This window comes from Enterobacter cloacae complex sp. 372C4 (assembly GCF_050030615.1).
Classification (GTDB): Bacteria; Pseudomonadota; Gammaproteobacteria; order Enterobacterales; family Enterobacteriaceae; genus Enterobacter; species Enterobacter intestinihominis.
In genome coordinates this window covers 2,697,505-2,724,311 of record NZ_JBLGUQ010000001.1, presented here as the reverse complement: position 1 = coordinate 2,724,311, position 26,807 = coordinate 2,697,505, and the positions used below count along the sequence as shown (strand labels likewise).

Here is a 26,807-nt window from a genome sequence, read left to right as displayed (position 1 = left end):
CCTCTCCCTTTGGGGAGAGGATAAAAACGTTAACGACGTTCCAGAATTTCGAAGCAGTAGCTGTGCGAGTTCTGCGCATCCGCATCGTGAAACTCACTGAATACGGACTCCCACTCGTCCGGATCGTAATCCGGGAAATGGGTATCCCCTTCCACTTCCGCATCAATGTGCGTCAGATACAGTTTCTGCGCTTTTGGCAGGAACTGCTCATACACGCGACCACCACCGATCACCATGATCTCTTCGGCATCGCCGCAGGCGGCAATCGCTTCATCAACGGATTTCACCCACTGCACGCGATCGTCAGTGCCCGGCTGGCTACTGATCACAATATTCTTACGACCCGGCAATGGACGACCAATCGACTCCCAGGTCAGGCGGCCCATCACTACCGGCTTGTTTAACGTAGTACGTTTAAACCATGCGAGATCGGCAGGCAAGTTCCACGGCATGGCGTTTTCCATGCCGATAACGCGGTCTACCGCCAGCGCTGCAATCAGACTGATCATTGAAAATTTCCCGGATGCAAAAAATTGCCGCCACTATACGGAAAGCTTAATCTTTCGTCGACTGGCGGCAGGGTAAAGAATTAGAAATTTTTTAATATTGCTGGCAACTCCACTTCACGCAGAGGGTTTACTCTCCGGTTCATCCGCAGGATCACCGGTATGCTTGCCCTCTTCCGTCCCTTGCCAGCCGTGGCGCTGAACCAGCGACAGGTGATTACGATCCTCGTTGATGATTTCCGTCAGCATGGTGCTGGTGCGTTTAAACACCGCTGCGCGTTCGGTTGCCGTACTGCTCGCCATCGCCACCATCTCTTCCACCATCTCATGGTTAAAGCGGCGGAACAGATCGGCACGTTCACGCGCTTCATACGCACCAAGCCCCAGACTTTCCAGCGCCATGCGGCCAGATTTGAGCGCCCCTTCGAAGGTTTCACGTTCAGGGGCTGCCACCCCCGCCTGACGCAGCTGGATGTAGTGATCCACATCGCGCGCACGTGAGATAATGGTCAGATGCGGAAAATGCTCTTTAACCAGCTCAACCATCTGCATGCTGGTCTCAGGATCGTCGATGGCGTTAATCAGCACCTCGGCTTTCGCCGCCCCGGCGGATTCCAGCAGGTCCGCCCGGGTCGCATCACCGTAAAACACTTTCATATCGAATTTACGCAGCGTATCAACATGGTCAGGATCGTGATCGAGGATAACCATTTTCACACCGCTGGAGAGCAGTAAACGGCCTGCGATCTGCCCGAAGCGGCCAAATCCGGCGATGATCACGCGCGGCTGCTCCTCGTCGATCTCATCGGCTTCTCGCTCCTGTTCGCTTCCCGTTTTTTCCAGACGCGTCAGCAGCACCAGCAGAATTGGCGTTGCGGCCATCGACAGCGCGACCGCCAGCGTCAGCGCTTTTGCCCATTCCGGATCGAGTACATTTGCCATCTGCGCTGCGCCAAAGACCACGAAAGCAAACTCACTCCCCTGCCCCAACAGCACGGCAAACCAGCGGCGTTGCGGTTTTGGCACGTTTAACGGTCGGGCAATCAGCCACAGCATCGCCATTTTAATGACCAGGAAACCCACCAGCAGAATGATAATGCGCAGCGGGTGGGTTACCAGCGTCCCGAAGTCGATAGACATCCCGACGCCGATGAAAAACAGCCCAAGCAGCAATCCTTTAAACGGCTCGATATCGCTTTCCAGCGCGTGACGATATTCGGAGCTTGCCAGTAAGACCCCTGCGAGGAAAGCGCCCATCGCCATCGACAGCCCAGCCTCTTCAAGCAGCAATCCAAAACCAAACACCAGGAATAACGCAACGGCGCTGAATACTTCGCGCAGGCCAGAGCGAGCCACAAAGCGCAGCAACGGACGCGTTACGTAGCGCCCCAGAAGAATTACCAGCGCCAGCGCACCGACAACCTTCAGCGCAGATAAGGCAAATGCCCCCAGCGTCGTTGATGCGCCGCTGGTTGCCAGCAGCGGGATCATCGCTACCAGCGGGATGGCGGCAATATCCTGGAACAGCAGTACGGAGAAGGTGCTGCGCCCCATTTGCGAGACCGTCAGGTTACGTTCGTTCATTGCCTGCATGGCAATCGCCGTCGAGGAGAGCGCCAGCGTCATGCCAATCAGCTCTGCGACTTTCCACTCCATCCCCAGCAAAATGCAGAACCCGCCCAACAGCAGACCGCAGGCCAGCATTTGCAAAGCGCCACCGCCAAACACCGAGGCGCGCAGTTTCCACAGCCGCTGCGGATCCAATTCCAGGCCAATCACAAACAGCATCAGCACCACGCCGATTTCCGCAAAATGCAGGATTGACTCGGCATCCGTCACCAGCCGAAAGCCCCAGGGGCCAATCACACACCCGGCAATCAGATAGCCGAGCACCGAGCCCAGCCCCAGACGGACCGCCACGGGCACAATTAATGCCGCCGCGCCGAGGTAAATCAGCGCCTGTATCATCGTATGGCTATCCATTGTGCCCCTCCTGCCACTCGAGTAAGCGTTGTTTGTAGTGACGAGCCTGCGCCTGCAAGGTTTCATCGTCGCAGACAAAGGTACAGTGCATTGCAAAAGGCGGAAGCCAGTTCAGGCCACAGTAAAGGGCGGTAGCCTGGAGCGGCTGCGCCAGCACGTCAAATCCGGGGAAAGCGCCAATCTCAAAGTGGCTTTCACCCCCACCGGTGGTTACAGCCCACATCAGGCTTTTTCCCTGAAGCGCTTTGCCGTTATGTCCGTATGCCCAACCGTGCGACAAGACTTTGTCGATCCACAATTTCAGCAGCGGAGGTGTGCTGTACCACTGCATCGGATGCTGCCAGACGATCAGATCGGCACGAGAGAGCGCCTCCTGTTCGGCGGCGACATCGATACTGAAATCAGGATAGAGTTGATAGAGGGAACGTATCTCAACGTTTTCGAGCGTCCTTGCCTGCTCAAGCATCCGTTTATTCGCATGCGAATGTTGCGGATAGGGATGCGCATAAATTATCAGAACCATGAATATGCCTGTCTTTTACTTTTCTTGTAGCATTGAGTGTAGACAGTTACCACCCCGACTTAAAGGGGCTATCTAACGGTTAAAAGTAAAACGCAAGTATTGGCAACCCATCCCACCTTATCAGCGACAGTGGCGCTAAACACGAAGAGCGATACGCGAGACAAATTCATCCTACAAAATAGATATGGCCATTCATATTATCAACAGATATTTTTAGCGAAACTTAAGTCATCATTTAATAAATCAACCTGTACATAACCTATTGAAAAAATAATAATTTTATGCTTTTTTTGTTTTAAGCTCACGCTTTAAGACGGACTAAATACGTTTTACGCACGTTATCTAATGTTCCTTCTCACTCAAATGGATGTGTACATGAGCAACAATTTCTTTAGATTAAATCATACAACCAAAACTCTTGGAAAGATATTTCCTGCCTTGTTGATATGCACCCCTGCGGTTGCGTTTTCTGCAACGATTGACCAATCAACTTCTGTTCCTCAAGATTTCTCAGCCGATGCTGAATATATTATTAATGAAAACGTGACAATCTCCTCCGCCGGTAGTGAAGCGGCGGTATCGGTCTCTGGGTTTGCGATCGATAATGTCACTAACAAAGGAAATATTTCCGGTACAGGAACTGGCCTGGATATTAATACTGGCGCGCAACGTGTAGTTATTAACAATGACAGTGGTGCAACCATTTCTTCCACCACAGCGAATGCTGTGAATATTCAGTCATTACTCGGCGATTTCAACAACAATGGAAATATCATCGGTGCGGAAAATGGCATTTATGTCAGTGAAAGCTCCTCAGCAGTAAATATTACCAACACCAGCACTGGAGTGATAAAAGGAAAAACAGGCCTGAGTTCTCAGACTGGCATTGGTATTAATAACAGTGGTGCAATTATTGGTACAAGCGGTGACGCTATCACACTAGGCACTGGCAATACAAAGATATTAAACAGTGGTACCGTACAAGGAACCCAGAACGGCATTAATGTAAAAGATACGGCAAAAGTAGATATTACGAATAGCGGAACGATTAGTGGCGATACTGCGGCTATTATGTTCGCCAGCAATAAAAATAACACCCTGGTACTTGATACGGGTTCCACTCTTATCGGTGACGTTATTTCCACCAATTCCATGGGAAACACTCTCACTCTGATCGGCACCGGTACGGAAGACAGTAACTTCGTGGGTCTGAATGAAGGCGACGGTTTTGCCAGCGTAAAAATGGAGGGTGAAAGCTGGGCACTGTCGGGCGATCTCGACATTATTGGCTCTGGCGACTCCTTGCTGATAGAGACTGGCGCGTTAACCCTGTCGGGTGCGGTATCGAATACCGGTAATACGCGGGTGGCCAAAGACGCCTCGCTGCAACTGGGCGATGGCGAAAAAACTGCGACGCTCAGCGGTGGGCTCACCAACAATGGTACCGTCATTTTTAATCAGGGTAGCGATTTCACTTTCGCCACCGACATGACCGGTAGCGGTAACGTCGAAAAAGTTGATTCCAACACGCTGACCCTGACAGGCAAAAATAGCTATACAGGGAATACGGTTCTGCACGGTGGCACCACGCTGGTCTCCACCGGAGCAACGCTCGGCGTCAAGGGCAGTAACGCCACCGTTACCGTTGAAAACGGCGCGACCTTTGCCACCGCAGGCGAAGTGAACAACAACATCGCGATTCTTAGCGGCGGTACGCTGGCGGCATGGAATGCAGTCCAGGGTAACTCCACGCTCAGCGCTTCCGGTGTTGATACCATCAACGGCAACGTGGCTAATGGCGGCACGCTGTTGCTGAGTGCGGCTGATAATAGCGTTGGCAATAATTTTACGATTAATGGCGACTACACCGGCTCTGACGGTAGCCAGATTGTGATGAACAGCACTCTGGGTGAAGATAACTCACCAACTGACCACCTCACCATTACGGGCAGCAGCTTCGGTCAGTCCGGCGTCAGCATTACCAACATTGGCGGCGCAGGCGCGCAAACCATTAACGGTATGGAAATTGTCAGCATTGGCGGCAGTTCCGAAGCCCAGCTGACGCTGGCAAAACCGGTCGTCGCAGGCGCCTGGGAATATAACCTCTACCAGCACAGTGACGGAAACTGGTATCTGGAATCAAAGGCGACGCCTTCTGATGATCCTTCCGACGACACCGATGACGGTGGCAATAATGATGACGGCGGTAACACCGACGGCGGTGGCAACACCGATAATGGTGGTAACACCGATGACGGTGGTAACACAGATGACGGTGGTAACACCGACAACGGCGGCAACACTGACAACGGCGGCAACACCGATAACGGCGGCAACACCGATAACGGCGGTAACACCGACAACGGCGGCAACACCGATAACGGCGGCAACACCGATAACGGCGGCAACACCGATAACGGCGGTAACAGTGCCCCGGAAGTTATGGCACCTGAAGTGGGTGCTTACTTAGGTAACTACCTTGCCGCGCAGAGCATGTTCCTGCATAAGCGCGACGATCGCGACCAGCTCACTTTCCGCAATGAAGACGATCTGAACACCTGGATGTACGTTAAGGGTCGCTATCATGAGAACGATGCGGGTGGCGATAAAGTCAGCTACGACACCACCACCACCGTTCTGCAAGTCGGCAGCGATTTCATGAGCAAGCCAATGGATAACGGCATCCTGCGTGCCGGTGGTATGTTCGGTGCAGGCCAGGCGAAGACCCACTCTGATGCGAAGCACAACGTGCGTGACGCACAGGGTAAAGTTGATGGCTTCAATGTTGGGCTGTACGCCACCTGGCAGGAAGATCAGAAATTACGTCTGGGCAGCTACGTTGATACCTGGGCCGCTTATAGCTGGTACAACAACAAAGTCACCAGCAATCGTAACGATGAAGATTACGATAGCGAAGGTTTCGCCGCGTCTGTTGAAGTCGGCCACGCGTGGGTTATCCAGTCTGAAAATGAACGTACATGGAAGATCGAGCCACAGGCGCAGGTGATCTACAGCTATCTCGATCAGGAAAATCACACCGATCGCGACGGCGTACGCGTAACCACGCTGGACAATGACAGCGTCTTTGGTCGTCTTGGCGTTAAAGCAAGCTACTTCCAGCAGAAGGACGTCAAGGCCTGGCAGCCATACGTCGCAGTTAACTGGTTGAAAGGTGCTGGTCAAAACGATCTGGCATTCAATGACGAAACCGTCAGCAACGATACGCCAGAAGATCGTGGTCAGTTAGAGCTGGGCGTAACCGGCAACCTGAACGAAACCACAACGATCTCCCTGCGTGCCAGCGGTGAGTGGGGTGAAAACAGCTATGCCGCTTACGGCGGTCATATTTTGTTAAACCATCGCTGGTAATCGATCATTCTGACGCAAAAAAAGCAGTGGCATGTGCCACTGCTTTTTTTTAGTTATCCAGCTCACCCATTGATTTAACCTGGTCACGGTTAATCTGTTCAGTTTGACCGGTTTCGGCGTTTTTGTACGATACCAGACCGGTATCGTCATCCACCTGCGGTTTCCCGTCAGTAACGATAGTTTTACCATCGGTGGTTTTTACGGCCTGATTTGACGAACAGCCCGCCACGGTGAACATTGCAGTGGCAGCCAGAACGGAAGCGATCAGTAGTTTATTTTGCATGGTGTTTTCCCCTGCTCTCAGTTGAATTTTCGTTATCGACCTAACCATTTTAGGCTAACTGACTGAAAGCGGATGAAAAACCAGAAGGTTCTTAAGATGGGTAAAGAAAACCGTAGGGCGGGTAAGCGAAGCGCCACCCGCCACTTGCCCGGCGGCGCTAACGCTTGCCGGGCCTACGCAGATTACTTGCTAATCTGAGCGTGCATTTCCTGCACCGAAATCACCTTCTCGGTGGCATCCGCATTCAGCGCCATGGCCGTCGCGAAACCGCCGTTCAGGGTGGTGTCGTAATGCACTTTATACTGGAGCGCGCTGCGGCGAATCAGCTTGGAGTCTTCAATCGCCTGGCGACCTGCGGTGGTGTTGATAATGTAGGTGTACTCACCATTCTTGATACGGTCCTGAATGTGCGGACGACCTTCATGCACCTTGTTCACCAGACGCGGGTTGATCCCAGCTTCACCCAGCACAATTGCCGTGCCGTGGGTTGCATCCAGCTCGAAGCCCTGTTTAAGCAGCTTGGCGGCCAGATCAACCACGCGCTCTTTATCGCCTTCGCGAACGGAGAGCAGCGCACGGCCCGATTTTCTCATGGTGGAGCTGCTGCCCAGCTGTGCCTTGGCAAACGCTTCTGCGAAGGTGCGGCCCACGCCCATCACTTCCCCTGTAGAGCGCATCTCTGGCCCTAACAGTGGGTCAACGCCCGGGAATTTGTTGAACGGCAGCACCACCTCTTTCACCGAGTAGTACGGCGGGATGATTTCTTTCGTGACGCCCTGCTGAGCCAGCGTCTGGCCAGCCATCACGCGCGCCGCCACTTTCGCCAGCGGAATACCGGTCGCTTTAGAGACGAACGGTACGGTACGTGCCGCACGCGGGTTGACTTCAATCAGATAAACTTCGTTGTCTTTCACTGCGAACTGAACGTTCATCAGGCCGCGAACCTGTAGCTCGAAGGCCAGCTTCTGCACCTGCTGACGCATCACATCCTGAATCTCCTGGCTCAGGGTGTACGCAGGAAGAGAACATGCGGAGTCACCGGAGTGCACGCCAGCCTGCTCGATGTGCTCCATGATGCCGCCAATCAGCACCATTTCGCCGTCGCAGATAGCGTCAACGTCGACTTCAACCGCGTCGTCGAGGAAGCGGTCGAGCAGCACTGGCGCATCGTTGGAAACGCTCACCGCCGTCTGGAAGTAGCGACGCAGGTCGGCTTCGTCATAGACGATTTCCATCGCACGGCCGCCCAGTACGTAGGATGGACGCACCACCAGCGGGTAACCAATCTCTTTCGCTTTCTCAACGGCCATTTCAATCGCGGTCACGGTGGCGTTCGCCGGCTGTTTCAGCTTGAGACGATCAACTGCCTGCTGGAAACGCTCGCGGTCTTCCGCACGGTCAATAGCGTCCGGGCTGGTGCCGATGACCGGCACACCTGCTGCTTCCAGCGCACGCGCCAGCTTCAGCGGAGTCTGGCCGCCATACTGCACGATCACGCCTTTCGGCTTCTCGATGCGCACGATTTCCAGCACGTCTTCCAGCGTAACCGGCTCGAAGTAGAGGCGGTCGGAAGTGTCGTAGTCGGTCGAGACGGTTTCCGGGTTACAGTTGACCATGATGGTCTCGTAACCGTCTTCGCGCAGCGCCAGCGAGGCATGCACGCAGCAGTAGTCGAACTCAATGCCCTGGCCGATACGGTTTGGACCGCCGCCCAGCACCATAATCTTGTCGCGGTCGACGGACGGGTTCGCCTCGCACTCGTCTTCATAGGTGGAGTACATGTACGCGGTATCGGTCGAGAACTCTGCCGCACAGGTATCCACGCGCTTGTAAACCGGGTGCAGGTCATACTGGTCGCGCAGCTTGCGGATCTCCGCTTCACGTACGCCCGCCAGTTTAGCCAGACGCGCATCGGCGAAGCCTTTACGCTTCAGCATGCGCAGGAAGTCTGCGTCAAGGCCGTTGATGCCCAGCTCTGCCACTTTCTCTTCCAGACGCACCAGCTCTTCAATCTGCACCAGGAACCAGCGGTCGATGTTAGTCAGGTTAAATACGCCGTCGACGGAGAGGCCCGCACGGAAGGCATCGGCGATGTACCAGATACGCTCTGCGCCCGCGTCTTTCAGCTCGCGGCGGATTTTGGTCAGTGCTTCCGGGTCGTCCAGGCTGACTTTCGGGTCAAAGCCGGTCGCGCCCACTTCCAGGCCACGCAGCGCTTTTTGCAGGGATTCCTGCTGCGTGCGGCCAATCGCCATGACTTCACCAACGGATTTCATCTGGGTAGTCAGACGGTCGTTCGCGCCGGCGAATTTCTCGAAGTTAAAGCGAGGAATTTTAGTCACAACGTAGTCGATGGACGGTTCGAAGGACGCTGGCGTGCGGCCACCGGTGATGTCGTTCATCAGCTCGTCAAGGGTGTAACCCACCGCCAGTTTCGCCGCCACTTTCGCAATCGGGAAGCCGGTGGCTTTGGAGGCCAGCGCGGAGGAACGGGACACGCGCGGGTTCATTTCGATAACAATCAGACGGCCGGTTTTCGGGTTCACCGAGAACTGCACGTTCGAGCCGCCGGTTTCCACGCCGATTTCACGCAGTACCGCCATCGAGGCGTTACGCATGATTTGGTACTCTTTGTCGGTCAGCGTCTGAGCTGGCGCAACGGTGATGGAGTCGCCGGTGTGGATCCCCATCGCGTCGAAGTTTTCGATGGAGCAGACGATGATGCAGTTGTCGTTTTTATCACGCACCACTTCCATCTCGTACTCTTTCCAGCCAATCAGCGATTCATCAATCAGCAGCTCTTTGGTTGGGGAGAGATCCAGACCGCGTTCGCAAATCTCTTCGAACTCTTCGCGGTTGTAGGCGATACCGCCGCCGGTGCCGCCCATGGTGAATGATGGACGGATGATGCACGGATAGCCCACGTCAGCCGCGACGGCCAGCGCTTCTTCCATGTTGTGTGCGATACCGGAACGCGCGGTGTCGAGGCCAATTTTTTTCATTGCCACGTCGAAGCGACGACGGTCTTCTGCTTTATCAATCGCGTCGGCGGTTGCCCCAATCATGGTCACGCCGAACTCTTCCAGCACACCCTGACGCTCCAGCTCCAGTGCACAGTTCAGCGCCGTCTGGCCACCCATGGTCGGCAGCACCGCATCCGGACGCTCTTTCTCGATAATTTTGCGTACCACTTCCCAGTGAATCGGCTCAATGTAGGTCGCATCTGCCATTTCCGGGTCGGTCATGATAGTGGCCGGGTTTGAGTTTACAAGGATGACGCGGTAACCCTCTTCACGCAGGGCTTTACACGCCTGCGCACCGGAGTAGTCAAATTCGCAGGCCTGGCCGATCACGATCGGGCCAGCGCCAAGGATCAGGATGCTTTTTATGTCTGTACGTTTTGGCATGGTCTTCTTAGCTCCTGATTATTTAGCAGTCTTACGGTATTGCTCGATAAGTTCGATGAAGTGATCGAACAGCGGCGCGGCATCGTGTGGGCCCGGGCTGGCTTCAGGGTGGCCCTGGAAGCTGAACGCAGGCTTATCGGTGCGATGGATACCCTGCAAGGTACCATCGAACAGTGACTTATGCGTCACGCGCAGGTTAGCTGGCATCGTCGCTTCATCCACAGCGAAGCCGTGGTTCTGCGCGGTGATCATTACCGTGTTGTTGTCGATATCTTTCACCGGGTGGTTACCACCATGGTGGCCGAACTTCATCTTGACGGTGTTCGCTCCGCTCGCCAGCGCCAGCAGCTGATGGCCGAGACAGATGCCGAATACCGGGATATCGGTTTCAAGGAAGGACTTAATGGCGTCGATAGCGTAGTCACACGGCGCCGGGTCGCCAGGACCGTTAGAGAGGAAGATGCCGTCCGGGTTCATCTTCAGAACATCTTCCGCAGACGTTTGTGCCGGGACGACCGTCAGGCGGCAGCCACGGTCAACCAGCATACGCAGGATGTTGCGCTTGGCACCAAAATCGTAGGCCACCACGTGGAACGGCAGCTCGCTTTCCGGTTTCGCTTCCGGCAGGTCGCCTTCCAGCGTCCAGCTTCCCTGCGTCCAGCTGTAGGCTTCTGTGGTAGTCACTTCTTTCGCCAGGTCCATCCCGTTCAGGCCCGGGAAGGCTTTCGCTTTTTCCAGCGCCAGCGCCGCATCGAGTTTGTCCCCTGCGATGATGCAGCCATTTTGTGCACCCTTCTCGCGCAGCAGACGCGTCAGCTTACGGGTATCGATATCGGCAATCGCCACAATGTTATGGCGCTTCAGGTAAGAAGAGAGGTCTTCGGTGTTGCGGAAGTTGCTGGCAATCAGCGGCAGGTCGCGAATGACCAGGCCTTGTGCATGTACCTGAGAGGATTCTTCGTCAGCCGCATTGGTGCCGACATTGCCGATATGAGGATAAGTAAGAGTAACGATTTGGCGAGAATAGGAAGGATCAGTGAGGATTTCTTGATAACCGGTCATTGAAGTATTGAAAACGACTTCCCCAACCGCCGAACCCGTTGCCCCTATGGCCCGACCGATAAACTGGGTTCCGTCTTCCAGAACCAATAGCGCTGACTTAATCAAAACACCCTCCAGAGAATATTCACTCACTTTATTTGCATATTAATTCATAACCATGTCATGGATCAATGCAAATGTGTTGCCAGCGGATTTTTGGCAAACGGCGGCATTCTGGGGATTTGCCATGTAAAAGTCAACTTAAAACGGGGATTTTGTTTATTCTTTTGCAGGCCTGATGGCTTGATTTCAAATTAAGCGGCAAAAAGATCAACTAAATCACTGTGGAAACCGCTTGCGCAGGCAGTTTAAAAGAAACAATCGTCTTGCGGGAATAAAAAGTGGACCAGATGGTCAAAATTTACAGTACAGCAACATAAAATAGCATGAAAACACTTACTTTAAATGAGTTAAATGCAATAATCCTTTGAAATAGACAAAATAAAAGGGCAATAAAATATTGCCCTATGCAATCAAACAGTTACGACTGCAATAACCACATCACGATGGGTAATAACGCTTACAAATTGTTGAGTTCGAGCACATCTCGCATATCAAAAAGACCATTTGGCTTATCTTTTAGCCACAGTGCGGAGCGTACCGCCCCGTTTGCAAACGTCATGCGGCTGGATGCTTTATGTGTGATTTCGACCCTTTCACCAATATCGGCGAACATAGCGGTATGTTCGCCGACGATATCACCCGCGCGAACGGTGGCAAAACCAATGGTGCCAGGCACGCGCTCGCCAGTGTGACCTTCGCGAGAATAGACCGCGATGTCTTTCAAATCTTTATCCATTGCATAAGCAATCGCTTCGCCCATCGCCAGCGCCGTGCCAGATGGGGCATCGACTTTATGGCGGTGGTGCGCTTCAATAATCTCAATGTCGGTATAGTCGCCCATCACCTTCGCTGCCTTTTCCAGCAGTTTCAGCATAACGTTAACGCCTACGCTAAAGTTCGCGGCGAAGACAATTGCAATGTCGGCGGCTGCTTCCTGAATGGCCTGTTTACCGGCATCATCGAAACCGGTGGTGCCAATCACCATCCCTTTACCGTGCTGGCGGCAAAACGCCAGGTGAGTCAAAGTGCCTTCCGGACGGGTAAAGTCGATGAACACGTCAAAGTCTTCTTTCACCGCCTCCAGGTTGCTCTGCACGGTAACGCCTGTCTTGCCCGCGCCTGCCAGCTCGCCTGCATCGGAGCCCAGCAGGGATGAACCTTCACGCTCCAGCGCCGCGCCAAGTGCCACGCCATCCATCTGTAGTGCCGCCTGAATCAGCTGGCGACCCATACGTCCACCCGCGCCCGCAATGGCGACACGGATCTGTGCATCATGCATAGTTATTCTCTTACGTTAAAATGATGTAAACCGTTTTCAGATTAACCAGCCTTCGCTAAGGCTGCCAACTGAAAACACCAATAATTAGAATTTAACGTGAAACCGACTCAGATATCAGTAAAAGACATGATTTTGTCGTCACGATAAGATACGAAGCAAAAAAAAGGCCAGCACAGAAGGTGCTGGCCTTTCATCAGAAAAGAAATTATTCCACTTCGCGGGCGTCGATTCGCAGCTCTTTCGGCACTTCAAAGACAATGTTCTCTTCACGGCCTTCCAGCGGCACCGCTTCGCCACCACCCAGCTCTTGCAGGCGGGCAATGACGTTTTGCACCAGAATATCCGGCGCTGAAGCACCTGCGGTAACACCGACGCAGGCCGCGTTTTTCACCCACGCTTCCTGAATGTCCGTTGCGTCGTCGATCAGAAACGCCGCTTTCCCCATACGCTGCGCCAGTTCGGCCAGACGGTTAGAGTTAGAGGAGTTTTTTGAACCGACCACCAGCACCACGTCCGCCTGTTCAGCCAACGCGCGCACGGCTTCCTGACGGTTGGTGGTTGCGTAGCAGATATCATCTTTGCGCGGCCCGACGATTTTTGGGAAGCGCTGGCGCAGGGCGTCAATCACGTCTGAGGTGTCGTCCACGGAAAGCGTCGTCTGGGTCATAAACGACAGACGCGCTTCGTTTTTCACATTCAGCGTATAAACGTCTTCCGGCGACTCAACCAGATACATGCCCCCTTCCGGGTTGCTGTACTGACCCATGGTTCCTTCAACTTCCGGGTGACCGGCATGGCCAATCAGAATCGACTCTTCACCACGACGGCTTGCACGCGCCACTTCCATATGCACCTTGGTCACTAACGGACAGGTGGCATCGAATACGGTCAGATCGCGGCTTTTGGCTTCGTTACGTACGGCCTGGGATACGCCGTGCGCGGAGAAGATGAGGATTGCGCCGTCCGGCACTTCGCTGATCTGCTCGATAAAAATCGCACCGCGCTCGCGCAGGCTGTCGACCACGTAGCGGTTGTGCACCACTTCGTGACGCACGTAAATCGGCGCGCCGTAAATCTCCAGCGCATTTTCAACAATGCTGATAGCGCGGTCTACACCAGCGCAAAAACCGCGCGGGTTAGCCAACAGGATCTGCATTTCAGTCCTCCAGCGCCGGATCGATCTCCAGCACTTCTACATCAAAATGAACGGTACGCCCGGCAAGCGGATGGTTGAAGTCAACGGTGATGGAATCCCCGTTGATTTCGCGGATCACGCCAGGCATTTCGCTGCCGTCCATAGCGGTAAAGAGCATAATCGCCCCGATCTCCGGTTCACCCGCATCCATAAACTCACGGCGCGAGAAGTACTGAATCAGATCCGGGCTTGGCACACCGAATGCCGCATCCGGCTCCAGTGAGAACGCTTTTTTCTCACCCTCTTTCAGCCCGAGAAGCTGTTGTTCTAGGCCTTCAGACAGGGAGGTGTCGCCCAGACGAAACAGCGCCGGTTTGCCATTGTTGCGGGTGGATTCGGCCGTGGAGCCGTCATCCAGCTTCAGCGTGAAATGAACGAGAACCGCGCTGTTGCTCTGTACGGATTTAGACATGCAAATTGCTCGCTTGTTTTGGGTCACCTGTTGCCCGGTGGCGCTACGCTTACCGGGCCTACGGGGGCCACAAATTCTGTAGGCCGGGATCGCTACGCGTCACCCGGCTGGTTTTGTTACGCCTGCTCTTTCGCGGCCGGTTTAGGCAAGAAGCCTTCCAGCACGATTAACGCTGCACCAACGCATATTGCGCTATCGGCGAGGTTAAAGGTCGCAAAGTGCCAGTCGCCGACGTAGAAGTCGATCATATCGACTACAAAGCCGTGCCACAGGCGGTCAAACAGGTTACCCAGTGCGCCACCAATGATCAGCGCGTAGGCGATGTTATTCAGCTTTTGCGTGGCCTTCGAGCGGTACATCAGCACCGCGAGCACGACGCAGATACCCATTGCGATACCTGCGAAGAACCAACGCTGCCAGCCACCGCTGTCGGCAAGGAAACTAAACGCCGCGCCGTAGTTGCGGGCGTAGTGCAGGTTAAGCGACGGGAACAGCGGGACCGTATCCCCCAGAGCGAAATTCTGGAGGATCAGGAACTTGCTGCCCAAATCAATAATCAGCACCACTACCACCAGCCACAGCCAGCGCAGTCCTGTTGAACAGAGAGTTTTACTCATCAGGCAAACTTACGTTTTTCGCCGTCGCCGGCGACGTTGCTTACACAGCGTCCGCAGATGTCTGCGTGTTCCGCCACCTGGCCGACATCGGTAGTGTAATGCCAGCAACGCGGGCATTTTTCACCATCGGCTTTGCTCAGTGCGACCTTCAGTCCTTTGAGCAGTTCGCTCTGCTGAGCATCAGCAGATGCCTCGGCATAATCCGCAACTTTCGCACCGGAGGTCAACAGGACAAATCGTAATTCATCGCCCAGCGCGGTCAGCTTCGCGGCCAGCTCAGGCTCTGCGTACAGGGTCACCGTCGCTTCCAGAGAGCCACCGACTTTCTTGTCAGCGCGCGCCTGCTCGATAACCTTGTTCACTTCGCCACGCACTTTCAGCAGCTCGTCCCAGTAGGCGTCGTTCATTGCTTCAGTGCTGGAGAGGTCGAACAGACCTTCGTACCACTCGCCGGTGAAGACATACTTCTCACGGTCGCCCGGCAGGTAACCCCAGATTTCATCTGCGGTGAAGGACATGATCGGCGCCATCCAGCGTACCAGCGCCTCTGCGATGTGGAACAGCGCGGTCTGGCAGCTACGACGCGCCACGCTGTCCGCTTTCGCGGTGTACTGGCGGTCTTTGATGATGTCGAGATAGAACGACCCCATCTCAATGGAGCAGAAGCGCATCAGGCGCTGCACCACTTCGTGGAAGTCGTAAGACTCATAGGCTTTCAGAATATCTTCCTGTGCCGCTTTCGCGCAGCCTACCGCCCAGCGATCGAGCACCACCATCTCTTCCGGCTTCACCATGTCTTTTACCGGATCAAACCCGTTCAGGTTCGCCAGCAGGAAGCGCGCGGTGTTACGGATACGACGATAGCTGTCAGCAGCACGTTTCAGGATCTCGTCAGACACCGCCATTTCGCCCGTGTAGTCGGTGGATGCCACCCACAGGCGTAGAATATCCGCGCCCAGCTTGTTCATCACGTCCTGCGGAGAAACGGTGTTACCGATGGATTTGGACATCTTACGGCCCTGACCATCCACGGTGAAGCCGTGGGTCAGTACCTGGCGGTAAGGTGCTTTGCCCTTCATGGCGGTGGAGATCATCAGGGATGACATGAACCAGCCGCGGTGTTGGTCGGAGCCTTCCAGATACATGTCGGCAGCGTGACCGGCGAACTCAGGGCGCACGTCAACCACGGAGGAGTGGGTAGACCCGGAGTCGAACCACACGTCCAGGGTATCCGGCACTTTCTCGTAGTTGTCCGCGTCAGCGCCCAGGATGTCACGGGAATCGAGATCCCACCACGCCTGAATGCCGTCAACTTCAACGCGCTTCGCCACCTCTTCCATCAGTTCCAGGGTGTTCGGGTGCAGTTCCTGCGTCTCTTTATGCACGAACAGCGACATCGGCACGCCCCAGGTGCGCTGACGGGAGATACACCAGTCAGGACGGTTAGCCACCATGGATTCGATACGCGCCTGGCCCCAGTCCGGGATCCACTGCACGCCTTTGATCTCTTTCAGAGACTGCTCGCGCAGGCCTTTCTGGTCCATGCTGACGAACCACTGCGGGGTCGCACGGAAGATAATCGGGGTCTTATGGCGCCAGCAGCACGGATAGCTGTGCTGCATTTTCTCAACGTGCAGCAGCGCGCCGCTGGTGCGAAGCATGTCAACGATGATGTCGTTGGCTTTAAAGACGTTGATACCGTCCAGCGCCGGGTAGGTGCCAGGCAGGTAAGAGCCATCCGGACCGACCGGGTTGGCGATTTCCAGACCGTATTTCAGGCTGATGTTGTAGTCGTCAGGACCGTGGCCGCCGGCGGTATGCACCGCACCGGTACCCGCGTCCAGCGTGACGTGGTCGCCCAGGATCGCCGGAACGTCGAAGTCCAGGAACGGGTGTTTGAAGCGCATCAGCTCCAGCGCGTCGCCTTTTACGGTACCCAGCACGCTGTAATCAGTGATGTTCGCGCGTTTAAGCACGCTTTCAACCAGATCTTTTGCCAGGATAACCGCGCGACCATCAATTTGTACCAGCGCGTACTCAAACTCACCGGACAGGGAAATGGCACGGTTGGCTGGTAACGTCCACGGGGTGGTGGTCCAGATAACCAGCGAGACTGGACCGCTTACGCCTGGCAGGCCAAATTTAGCTTTGATCGCATCCTGATCGACCGCTTCGAACGCCACGTCGATAGAAGGCGAGGTTTTGTCATAATACTCTACTTCCGCTTCTGCCAGCGCAGAACGGCAGTCCACGCACCAGTGCACCGGCTTAGCGCCTTTATGCAGGTGACCGTTGCCGATGATTTTACCCAGCGCACGGATAATGTTGGCTTCGGTTTTGAAGTCCATGGTCAGGTACGGGTGCGACCAGTCGCCCAGCACGCCCAGACGGATGAAGTCAGCGCGCTGACCGTCAACCTGGGTGGCAGCGTATTCGCGGCATTTCGCGCGGAACTCTGCGGCGGTGAACTTCTCACCCGGCTTACCGTACTCTTGCTCCACTTTCAGCTCGATTGGCAGACCATGGCAGTCCCAGCCCGGAACATAAGGCGAGTCATATCCCGCGAGTCCTTTGGACTTCACGATAATGTCTTTCAGAATCTTGTTTACAGAGTGACCAATATGAATGCTGCCATTCGCATAGGGAGGGCCATCATGCAGAATGAAGGTTTTTTTGCCTTTTTTGGCTGCACGAATGATGCCGTACAGGTCATCATCAGTCCAACGCGCCAGCATTCCCGGTTCGCGCTTGGCGAGATCGCCGCGCATCGGGAACCCTGTTTCCGGCAAATTCAGGGTTGATTTATAGTCACTCATCAGATTCTCGGTTCCGTATTTATCACGTAGGCAGTTAAGCCGGTTCTAAAGCCCAAAAAACTCGCGGGCCGTTAATTCATCTCGCGCGATTTGCGCCTTAAGTTCATCCAGCGAAGCGAATCGCTGTTCATTGCGTATTTTTTTACGCAGTATCACATCTATATGGCGACCGTAGAGGTCCATTACAACGTCCAGCAGGTGTACTTCTAACTGTTGACGCACACCGGAAACCGTTGGACGTGTGCCAATGTTGGCAACACCGTAGAAAGGCTTCTCACCCAGTCCTGCCACTTCCACCGCATAGACCCCTTTAACCGGGGAGACCTGACGACGCAGCGGTATATTCGCCGTCGGAAAACCTATCGTGCGGCCCAGCGCATCGCCATGGACCACACGACCTGAAATTGTGAACGGATGACCCAGCAGCGTTTCTGCCGTGTCCAGTTCATCGTTCGCCAGAGCCTGACGTACCGCCGTGCTGCTGACGCGCACCCCGCCCTCACAGAAGGTCATCGTACTGGTGACGTCAAACCCGTACTCCAGGCCAGCCTTCTGTAATAACAAGAAATCGCCCTGACGACCAGCGCCAAAGCGGAAATCATCGCCCACGGCGAGAAACTGCACGCCAAGCTGCCTGACCAACAGATCGCTGACAAAGTTTTGTGCGGTCAGCGCGGCAAACCGACGGTCGAAGCGTACGCACAGGACGTAGTCCACGCCGGACTCCGCCAGGTAGCGTAACTTCTCACGCAGACGCGTCAGCCGCGCGGGGGATTTCTCGCCAGCAAACAGCTCCAGCGGCTGCGGTTCGAAAATCATCACCACAACGGGCAGGCCACGCGCCTCCCCTTCTTTACGCAATCCCTGCAACAGCGCCTGATGCCCACGATGCACGCCGTCAAAATTACCAATGGTCAGTACGCACCCGTGCGGGGCTTGACTGAGATTATGTATGCCGCGTATCAGCTTCATGACTGGCTCAAAACAGTGAAAATCGCCAAAGTATACCTTGTACGGCGGTTAAGGTTAACCGGCGATTGTTCACGCGAAACAGAAAGCCGTATGATTTCATCAGGCTGACCTTTCACAGCAAAAAAATCTGCCCGAGAACTGCGATTTTTATGCCGAAAGGCTGTATTCACGAAAGACAAGCTGGTAGAATCCTGCGCCATCACTACGTAACGTAGCGTCGCTCATTAACGGCGCTTATTTGCACAAATCCATTGACAAAAGAAGGCAAAGAGGGCATATTCCTCGGCCTTTGAATTGTCCACATAGAACATATTTGGGAGTTGGACTTGGCTAATATCAAATCAGCTAAGAAACGTGCCGTTCAGTCTGAAAAGGCTCGTAAGCACAACGCAAGCCGTCGCTCTATGATGCGTACTTTCATCAAGAAAGTATACGCAGCAATCGAAGCAGGCGACAAAGCTGCAGCGCAGAACGCATTTAACGAAATGCAACCAATCGTGGATCGTCAGGCTGCTAAAGGTCTGATCCACAAAAACAAAGCAGCGCGTCATAAAGCAAACCTGACCGCGCAGATCAACAAACTGGCTTAATCGCTACTTGTTGTTGCTTGTTTGAAAGAACCCGCTTAACGCGGGTTTTTTTATGTCTTCAGATTGCCGGCGGCGTAAACAGCGCCGAGTAGTCGCGGTTGCAGATTCGCTGCACCGCCGGGTGCTGAATCATCCTTTCGGCGAATATGGCGTGATACTCTTCCATCACGTTATCCACCCTGCCAATCTCGGTAATCTTGTCGTCTGAATAGAGATCGTGCGCGTACAGCGTCGGGGCAACGAAGATAGCGTTGTGCGCCTCGCCAAAAGCCTTCATCAAAGCCGCATCGTCGAACTCACCGAGGATCTCCACGTTCAGCCCCTGCGAGTTAAACCAGTTCAGCAGCTTACGTCCGAGCATAGACCGCCTACCCGGCACCAGCAGGCGGCGCTCTTCCAGGCAGGCAGGAAACGGTTTTTCCGGCGGCGGATTAATGCACCAGAAACTGACGCCGCATTCGCCAATTTTCACCGAGAACAAGCCTTCCTGCTGCGTGGAGTCGATTGGGCAATCCGAAATGATCATATCCAGCTTATGCTGGCTCAGCTGTTCCAGCAGCATCTCGTGAGTGGACTCAAAGCAGCGTAAATGAATCTGTTCATCTTCCACCACCGCCGCATCCAGCACACCGCTTACCAGCCGTTTGGACAACGCATCCGCCACGCCCACGTCAAAGAGCAGGTTCGACTCTTTGCGATAGTTAACGATATCCAGCATCTCCTGGCTCAGGGTGAACATCTTGTCCGCATAGCGGAACACCAGTTCGCCCAGCTCGCTCGGCTCAATGCCACGTCCTTTCCGCTTAAAAAGCTTGCCCTGTAAGCGCTCTTCCAGGGCTTTGATTTGCCCGGTAATAGTTTGTGGTGTCAGGTAGAGCGCCTCTGCCGCTCCCACGACCGAGCCCTGCTTGTAGACATGCCAGAAGTAATAGAGATGGTTATAGTTCAAATGAGACATCACGTTTTCACTCCCTGATAGTTTATCGGGAGAAGGCTTCCCTTCTCCCGGTTTCCTGTTATGCCTGGACAGCCTGTCCGGACAACTTCACCTTCAACAAGGTATAACCAATAACCGCGGCCAGTAACGACCCGATAAGAATGCCGAGTTTCGCCCAGACGATAAGCTCAGGCGCGCTGGTGCCAAACGCCAGCGTCGAGATAAAGATCGACATGGTGAATCCAATACCGCACAGCACGCCGATGGCCATAATCTGACTAAAGGTGGTTCCGTTTGGCAATGACGCCAGCTTCAGCTTCAGCGCCAGCCAGCAGAACAGGCTGATACCCAGCGGCTTACCGATAAACAAACCAGCGATGATACCCAGCGGCAGCACAGAGGTGAGTCCGTCCAGGGTAACACCGGCCAGGGAAACACCCGCGTTGGCAAATGCAAACAGCGGCAGGATCATAAAGCCCACCCACGGATGAAGCACATGCTCCAGCTGTCTGGCAGGCGATTTGCCGTCCTGCTCCTTCAGCGGAATAAAGAAGCCAACGATGACGCCCGCCAGCGTGGCATGCACGCCAGACTTCAGCACCGCCGTCCACAGCACCATCCCCACCAGAATATAAATACCCGTGCGTCGGACGTTGAAGACGTTCAGCAACGCCAGCACCGCAATAGCCACGGCCGCCACGCTCAGCGACAGAACCGACAGATCGCTGGTGTAGAACAGCGCGATAATCACGATAGCGCCCAGGTCATCGATAATCGCCAGCGCCATCAGGAAAATTTTCAGTGCTACCGGGACGCGGCTACCGAGCAAGGCTAAGACCCCGAGCGCAAACGCGATATCCGTTGCGGCCGGGATCGCCCAGCCGTCACGCGCAACCGGATCCTGCCACGCAAACGCGAGAAAGAGCAACGCGGGAACGATCATCCCGCCAATCGCCGCGATCACCGGAAACGCCGCGCGCTGACGGCTGGCAAGAGAACCGATCACCAGCTCACGTTTGACCTCCAGGCCTACCAGCAGGAAGAACACCGCCATCAGCGCATCGTTGATCCACAGCAGCATGTTCTTGTTAATTTCCAGCGCCCCGACCTTCAGCTCGACGGGGGTTTCCAGAAATGCGTGATAGAGATCGCGCGTCATGCCCATATTGGCGAGCAGCATGGCGGCTGCAGCAGCAATAATCAGGATGACGCCGCCGGATGCCTCACTGCTAAAGAAACGGTGTAGTAATTTCACGTTTAAACTCTCTTTTACAACAATACCTCGGTAAAACCATAATATCAGCGCAAACAGATCGGTAAAAACAGATTAATATTGGTTATAGATTCAGTTTAACCGAGGAATAACGCTGTAAAGCAAAAAGCCCGGAATCGCTTCCGGGCTTTAAAGGATAGTAACCAGCTGGCAGGTTAGCGGGTTAAATCGTCGAAGAATTTTTTGACGCCATCGAAGAAGCTTTTGGAGCGCGGGCTGTTTTTCTCACCCGTCGGGCCACCAAAGCTTTCCTGAAGCTCTTTCAGCAGCTGTTTCTGCTTGTCGTTCAGGCCGACCGGCGTTTCAACGACCACGCGGCATAACAGGTCACCCTGCGCGCCACCGCGAACGGATTTAACGCCTTTGCCGCGCATGCGGAACAGCTTCCCGGTCTGGGTTTCGCCAGGGATTTTCAGGTTAACGCGACCGTCCAGCGTCGGCACTTCGATTTCGCCGCCCAGCGCCGCCATCGCAAAGTTGATCGGCACTTCACAGTACAGGTTGTTACCTTCACGCTCGAAGATGGCGTGCTGTTTAACCTGAACCTGAACGTACAGATCCCCTGCCGGTGCGCCGTGCTCGCCAGCTTCACCCTCACCTGCCAGACGGATGCGGTCGCCCGTATCCACGCCTGCCGGGATCTTAACGGACAGCGTTTTGGTTTTCTCCACGCGACCGTGACCGTGGCATTTGGTGCACGGATCTTTAATCAGCGTACCGCGACCATGACAATGCGGACAGGCCTGCTGCACCGCGAAGAAGCCCTGGCGCATCTGCACCTGACCGGAACCGTGACAGGTTGGACAGGTCTGTGGCTGAGTCCCCGCTTTCGCGCCGCTGCCGTGGCAAACGTCACACTCTTCCAGCGTCGGGATACGGATCTCTTTGGTTACGCCACGAACCGCTTCTTCCAGCGTCAGGTCCATGTTATAGCGCAGATCTGCGCCGCGCGCCGCGCGCTGACGACCACGACCGCCGCCGAAGATATCGCCAAATACATCGCCAAAGATGTCGCTGAAATCAGCGCCGCCGCCGAAGCCGCCGCCACCAAATCCACCGCCGCCCATGCCGCCCTGTTCAAAGGCCGCGTGACCATACTGGTCATAAGCCGCACGTTTTTGTGCATCGGTCAGGACTTCGTAGGCTTCTTTAATCTCTTTAAATTTGGCTTCAGCCTCTTTGTCACCCTGGTTACGGTCAGGGTGGAATTTCATGGCCAGGCGCTTATATGCCTTTTTGATTTCACGCTCTTCCGCAGTTTTCGGAACGCCTAAAATCTCGTAATAGTCTTGCTTTGCCATTGGTTTTTTTAAGCCCCTTAACATGCGAGCACGGGCGTGGAGAATACTCCTACGCCCGTGCCGATTAATTACCCTGCATCAGGGCGATTATTTTTTATCTTTCACTTCTTCGAACTCAGCGTCGACAACATCGTCGTCTTTCGCGTTGTTCTGGGAAGCATCAGCGCCCGCCTGCTGCTGTGCGTGCTGCTGCTGAGCGATTTCCATCAGCTTCTGAGAAACCTGTGCCAGCTCCTGCATCTTCGCTTCAATGTCCGCTTTGTCTTCGCCTTTCAGAGACGTTTCCAGTGCGCTCAGTGCAGTTTCGATCGCAGTTTTGTCTTCCGCTGGCAGTTTATCGCCCGCTTCTTCAACCTGCTTACGGGTGCTGTGCAGCAGATGGTCACCCTGGTTACGGGTCTGAACCAGCTCTTCGAACTTACGGTCGGATTCCGCGTTAGCTTCGGCATCACGAACCATTTTTTCGATTTCCGCTTCGTTCAGGCCAGAAGATGCCTTGATGGTGATCTTCTGCTCTTTACCGCTGTTTTTGTCTTTCGCAGACACGTGCAGGATACCGTCAGCATCGATGTCGAAGGTGACTTCGATCTGTGGCATGCCGCGTGGTGCCGGGTTAATACCGTCCAGGTTGAACTGACCCAGAGATTTGTTATCCGCCGCACGCTTACGCTCACCCTGAATCACATGGATGGTTACCGCAGACTGGTTGTCTTCAGCGGTGGAGAACACCTGGCTGTGTTTCGTCGGGATAGTAGTGTTTTTGTTGATGAGCGGAGTCATCACGCCACCCATGGTTTCGATACCCAGTGACAGCGGAGTAACGTCCAGCAGCAGTACGTCTTTCACTTCACCCGTCAGAACACCACCCTGAACCGCAGCACCGATAGCAACCGCTTCGTCCGGGTTCACGTCTTTACGTGGCTCTTTACCAAAGAATTCAGCAACTTTCTTCTGAACCATTGGCATACGGGTCTGACCACCTACCAGGATAACGTCCTGAATATCAGACACGGACAGGCCAGCGTCCTGCAATGCAACTTTCAGTGGCTCGATAGAACGGTTCACCAGGTCTTCTACCAGGCTTTCCAGTTTCGCACGGGTCACTTTGATGTTCATGTGTTTTGGACCGGTCGCGTCTGCGGTGATGTACGGCAGGTTCACGTCGGTCTGCTGAGCGGAAGACAGCTCGATCTTCGCTTTCTCAGCCGCTTCTTTCAGGCGCTGCATGGCCAGCGGGTCGTTACGCAGGTCAATGCCCTGATCTTTCTTAAACTCGTCAACGAGGTAGTTGATCAGACGGGTATCGAAGTCTTCACCACCCAGGTGGGTATCACCATTGGTTGCCAGAACTTCGAAGGTTTTTTCGCCGTCAACGTCGTCGATTTCGATAATAGAGATATCGAAGGTACCACCACCCAGGTCGTAAACCGCGATAGTACGGTTGCCAACTTCTTTATCCAGACCGTAAGCCAGCGCAGCTGCGGTTGGTTCGTTGATGATACGTTTTACTTCCAGACCTGCGATACGGCCAGCATCTTTGGTTGCCTGACGCTGAGCATCGTTGAAGTAAGCAGGTACGGTGATAACAGCTTCAGTTACCGGTTCACCCAGGTAATCTTCCGCGGTTTTCTTCATTTTCTTCAGCACTTCAGCAGAGATCTGCGGAGGTGCAGTTTTGGTGCCTTTCACATCAAGCCATGCATCGCCGTTATCGGCTGCGATGATTTTGTAAGGCATGATGGAAACGTCACGCTGAACTTCTTCGTCCTGGAAGCGGCGGCCAATCAGGCGTTTGATTGCAAACAGGGTGTTTTGCGGGTTTGTCACTGCCTGACGTTTAGCCGGCTGACCAACCAGAGTTTCACCATCCTGGGTATAAGCAATGATAGAAGGCGTGGTGCGATCGCCCTCGGCGTTCTCCAGCACACGTGCAGTAGTGCCATCCATAATCGCTACACAAGAGTTGGTAGTACCCAGGTCGATACCAATAATTTTACCCATCTAAACGTCTCCACTAAAAATTCAGTCAACATGTGGTTGTGTACCTGTAATAAGGGCAGAACGTGCTTTTTCAACTGCCCAGATTTGATTTTTTTCAGGTCCACACACTGCGGTTGCTTACAAGATGGGGTCACAACGGCATCCATCAAGGGGGAAGGATAAAAAATTTTTTAATTTCACCCCGATGAGATCATAGACGGCGCCGATGCCGCCCATTATGATGCCGCGCCCCGTCAGGGAGAACTGGCGCGGGTTTAACCATTTCACCATATTAATGATGATTTTTTTGAGGACTTATGGGCAACACTAAGTTGGCTAATCCGGCTCCGCTGGGCCTGATGGGTTTTGGCATGACCACCATTCTGCTGAACCTGCACAACATCGGGATGTTCCCGATGGACGGCGTAATCCTGGCGATGGGCATTTTTTACGGCGGTATCGCGCAAATTTTCGCGGGCCTGCTGGAATATAAGAAAGGCAATACCTTCGGCTTAACCGCCTTTACCTCTTACGGTTCGTTCTGGCTGACGCTGGTCGCCATTCTGCTGATGCCTAAAATGGGCCTGGCAGATGCTTCAAACGCCCATTTCCTGGGCGTGTACCTGGGACTGTGGGGCGTGTTCACCCTGTTCATGTTCTTCGGCACCCTGAAGGCGAACCGCGCGCTGCAATTCGTCTTCCTGAGCCTGACCGTGCTGTTCGCTCTGCTTGCCGCGGGTCACCTGGCGGATAACGAAGGCATCGTTCACGTTGCCGGCTGGGTCGGTCTGGTGTGCGGCGCAAGCGCTATCTACCTGGCAATGGGTGAAGTGCTGAACGAGCAGTTCGGCCGCACCGTATTACCGATTGGTGAAAAACACTGATCCCTCTGTCGTGCCCGCGTCGCGGGCACGACATCCCTCTGACTGGCGAAGCCACATCCCCAATACCAGCCCCATCAGCGATAACGCCAGCACGTACCATGCAGGTGCAAGGGGTGACAGCCCCATCAACACCGTGACCACAATCGGGGTCAGCCCACCGAAAATGGCATACGAGACGTTATAAGAGAATGAGATGCCGGTGAAGCGTACCTCCGGCGGGAAGGCGCGGACCATTACGTACGGTACGGCGCCAACGACGCCCACGCACAGCCCGACGATGCCGTACAGCAGGAACAACTGTTCAGGATGGCTGCCCGCAAGATGGTAGAATGCCCAGCTCGACGCGGCCAGCAGCAGGCTGCCGACAATAAAGGTCACGCTGGCACCGAAACGATCCGCCGCCAGTCCCGCGGCCAGACAGCCAAAGCAGAGCATAATTGTCGCGATACTGTTCGCCTGTAACGTCACAGCAGGCGCAAAACCGTACTGTTTTTGCAGCCAGACCGGCGACATCAAAATGACCACCACGATACCCGCAGACAGCAGCCAGGTCAGAAGCATCGACACGACTACCGCTTTTTTATGCCGCACTACTACGGTTTTTACCGGCAATTCTTGCGCCAGCGCCTTCCGCTGCTGCATTTCCAGAAATACTGGCGTCTCCTGCAACCAACGTCGCAGGTACATTGCCACCAGCCCAAACGCCCCGCCCAGCAGGAACGGGATACGCCAGCCCCAGTCGTGAACGGCCTGTTGCGTCATGCTGGTATTGATGATGGTTGCAACCACGGAGCCAAGCAGGATCCCGATCGTCAGTCCTGCGGTCAGGGTTCCGCACGCAATGCCGATGCGGCGCACCGGGACGTGCTCAGCGACAAACACCCACGCGCCCGGCACTTCCCCGCCGATGGCCGCGCCCTGAAGAATACGCATCAGCAGCAGCAATAACGGGGCGATAATGCCCATCGACTCATAGGTAGGCAAAAGGCCAATCGCCAGCGTCGGCACGGCCATCAGCAGGATGCTGAGGGTAAACATCTTCTTGCGCCCAACCAGATCGCCAAAGTGCGCCATAACAATGCCGCCCAGCGGACGCGCCAGATACCCGGCAGCGAAAATGCCGAAGGTTTGCACCTGACGCAGCCATTCAGGAATATCAGCCGGGAAAAACAGCGCCCCCACGACGGCGGCGAAGAAGACAAAGATGATGAAGTCGTAAAACTCCAGCGCGCCGCCCAGAGCAGCGAGCGTGAGGGTTTTGTAGTCCTGTCGATTCAGAGGTCGGGTGTTATGTGACATAGCGAACCATTGTGCAT

The 26,807-nt window shown here is 54.7% G+C and carries 20 protein-coding genes and 1 pseudogene; 3 read left to right on the top strand and 18 right to left on the bottom strand.

From position 1 onward, the window contains the following. Positions 1–29: 29 nt before the first annotated feature. The 3 genes from folA to kefF form a co-directional block, all read right to left on the bottom strand. Complete coding sequence (gene folA, locus ACQG11_RS13110; RefSeq protein ID WP_003856431.1) at positions 30–509, bottom strand: type 3 dihydrofolate reductase; 480 nt, start codon at positions 507–509, stop codon at positions 30–32. Between the two features lie 114 nt (positions 510–623). After that, the gene (kefC, locus tag ACQG11_RS13105) at positions 624–2,489 is read right to left on the bottom strand and encodes a glutathione-regulated potassium-efflux system protein KefC (protein ID WP_022647016.1); all 1,866 of its coding nucleotides are present in this window, start codon (positions 2,487–2,489) and stop codon (positions 624–626) included. Next, a complete protein-coding gene (kefF, locus tag ACQG11_RS13100; protein ID WP_023305423.1) occupies positions 2,482–3,012 on the bottom strand; it encodes a glutathione-regulated potassium-efflux system oxidoreductase KefF in 531 nt (176 codons plus the stop codon). The genes kefC and kefF overlap by 8 nt, the downstream gene beginning before the upstream one ends. Before the next feature lie 363 nt (positions 3,013–3,375). Here kefF and ACQG11_RS13095 point away from each other — a divergent pair, with 363 nt between their 5' ends. Next, entirely contained in the window at positions 3,376–6,381 is a 3,006-nt protein-coding gene (locus ACQG11_RS13095; RefSeq protein WP_426728894.1) for an autotransporter outer membrane beta-barrel domain-containing protein, read from the top strand. A gap of 49 nt (positions 6,382–6,430) precedes the next feature. On the opposite strand, the gene ACQG11_RS13090 is transcribed toward ACQG11_RS13095, so the two are convergent. The 10 genes and pseudogenes from ACQG11_RS13090 to ACQG11_RS13045 form a co-directional block, all read right to left on the bottom strand. Next, positions 6,431–6,664: a YgdI/YgdR family lipoprotein gene (locus ACQG11_RS13090; RefSeq protein WP_003856439.1), complete on the bottom strand. Its 234-nt coding sequence runs from the start codon at positions 6,662–6,664 to the stop codon at positions 6,431–6,433. A 182-nt stretch (positions 6,665–6,846) separates the two neighbouring features. Beyond that, on the bottom strand, positions 6,847–10,071 hold the full coding sequence (gene carB / locus ACQG11_RS13085) for a carbamoyl-phosphate synthase large subunit (RefSeq protein ID WP_032625437.1): 3,225 nt from the start codon (positions 10,069–10,071) through the stop codon (positions 6,847–6,849). A gap of 18 nt (positions 10,072–10,089) precedes the next feature. Next, the gene (gene carA / locus ACQG11_RS13080; RefSeq protein WP_426728422.1) at positions 10,090–11,238 is read right to left on the bottom strand and encodes a glutamine-hydrolyzing carbamoyl-phosphate synthase small subunit; all 1,149 of its coding nucleotides are present in this window, start codon (positions 11,236–11,238) and stop codon (positions 10,090–10,092) included. 454 nt (positions 11,239–11,692) lie between these two features. Then, entirely contained in the window at positions 11,693–12,514 is an 822-nt protein-coding gene (gene dapB / locus ACQG11_RS13075; RefSeq protein ID WP_048966493.1) for a 4-hydroxy-tetrahydrodipicolinate reductase, read from the bottom strand. A 205-nt stretch (positions 12,515–12,719) separates the two neighbouring features. After that, positions 12,720–13,670: a 4-hydroxy-3-methylbut-2-enyl diphosphate reductase gene (gene ispH, locus ACQG11_RS13070; protein WP_426728421.1), complete on the bottom strand. Its 951-nt coding sequence runs from the start codon at positions 13,668–13,670 to the stop codon at positions 12,720–12,722. A 1-nt stretch (position 13,671) separates the two neighbouring features. Further along, a complete protein-coding gene (fkpB, locus tag ACQG11_RS13065) occupies positions 13,672–14,121 on the bottom strand; it encodes an FKBP-type peptidyl-prolyl cis-trans isomerase (RefSeq protein WP_022647009.1) in 450 nt (149 codons plus the stop codon). A gap of 116 nt (positions 14,122–14,237) precedes the next feature. Continuing rightward, positions 14,238–14,738: a signal peptidase II gene (gene lspA / locus ACQG11_RS13060; RefSeq protein ID WP_063148247.1), complete on the bottom strand. Its 501-nt coding sequence runs from the start codon at positions 14,736–14,738 to the stop codon at positions 14,238–14,240. Then, complete coding sequence (ileS, locus tag ACQG11_RS13055) at positions 14,738–17,554, bottom strand: isoleucine--tRNA ligase (protein WP_038415308.1); 2,817 nt, start codon at positions 17,552–17,554, stop codon at positions 14,738–14,740. The genes lspA and ileS overlap by 1 nt, the downstream gene beginning before the upstream one ends. Positions 17,555–17,599: 45 nt before the next feature. Then, complete coding sequence (gene ribF / locus ACQG11_RS13050) at positions 17,600–18,526, bottom strand: bifunctional riboflavin kinase/FAD synthetase (protein ID WP_023299293.1); 927 nt, start codon at positions 18,524–18,526, stop codon at positions 17,600–17,602. A 7-nt stretch (positions 18,527–18,533) separates the two neighbouring features. Next, a pseudogene (locus ACQG11_RS13045) lies at positions 18,534–18,751 on the bottom strand (DUF2575 domain-containing protein). Between the two features lie 101 nt (positions 18,752–18,852). Between ACQG11_RS13045 and rpsT the strand changes: the two are divergent. Next, entirely contained in the window at positions 18,853–19,116 is a 264-nt protein-coding gene (gene rpsT, locus ACQG11_RS13040; RefSeq protein ID WP_003856458.1) for a 30S ribosomal protein S20, read from the top strand. 58 nt (positions 19,117–19,174) lie between these two features. Here rpsT and nhaR read toward each other — a convergent pair whose 3' ends face one another. The 4 genes from nhaR to dnaK form a co-directional block, all read right to left on the bottom strand. After that, positions 19,175–20,074 (bottom strand): transcriptional activator NhaR, encoded by a 900-nt coding sequence (nhaR, locus tag ACQG11_RS13035; protein ID WP_003856462.1) that lies wholly within the window; start codon positions 20,072–20,074, stop codon positions 19,175–19,177. Between the two features lie 58 nt (positions 20,075–20,132). Further along, positions 20,133–21,308: a Na+/H+ antiporter NhaA gene (nhaA, locus tag ACQG11_RS13030; protein WP_032625424.1), complete on the bottom strand. Its 1,176-nt coding sequence runs from the start codon at positions 21,306–21,308 to the stop codon at positions 20,133–20,135. 173 nt (positions 21,309–21,481) lie between these two features. Continuing rightward, positions 21,482–22,627, bottom strand: a complete 1,146-nt coding sequence (gene dnaJ, locus ACQG11_RS13025; protein WP_008502040.1) for a molecular chaperone DnaJ — start codon at positions 22,625–22,627, stop codon at positions 21,482–21,484. An 87-nt stretch (positions 22,628–22,714) separates the two neighbouring features. Then, on the bottom strand, positions 22,715–24,628 hold the full coding sequence (gene dnaK / locus ACQG11_RS13020) for a molecular chaperone DnaK (protein WP_006810169.1): 1,914 nt from the start codon (positions 24,626–24,628) through the stop codon (positions 22,715–22,717). 296 nt (positions 24,629–24,924) lie between these two features. Here dnaK and satP point away from each other — a divergent pair, with 296 nt between their 5' ends. Then, a complete protein-coding gene (gene satP / locus ACQG11_RS13015) occupies positions 24,925–25,491 on the top strand; it encodes an acetate uptake transporter (protein ID WP_022647004.1) in 567 nt (188 codons plus the stop codon). Here satP and ACQG11_RS13010 read toward each other — a convergent pair. Next, entirely contained in the window at positions 25,468–26,790 is a 1,323-nt protein-coding gene (locus ACQG11_RS13010) for an MFS transporter (RefSeq protein ID WP_023305417.1), read from the bottom strand. The two genes, satP and ACQG11_RS13010, sit on opposite strands and share 24 nt — an antisense overlap. Positions 26,791–26,807: the final 17 nt, after the last annotated feature.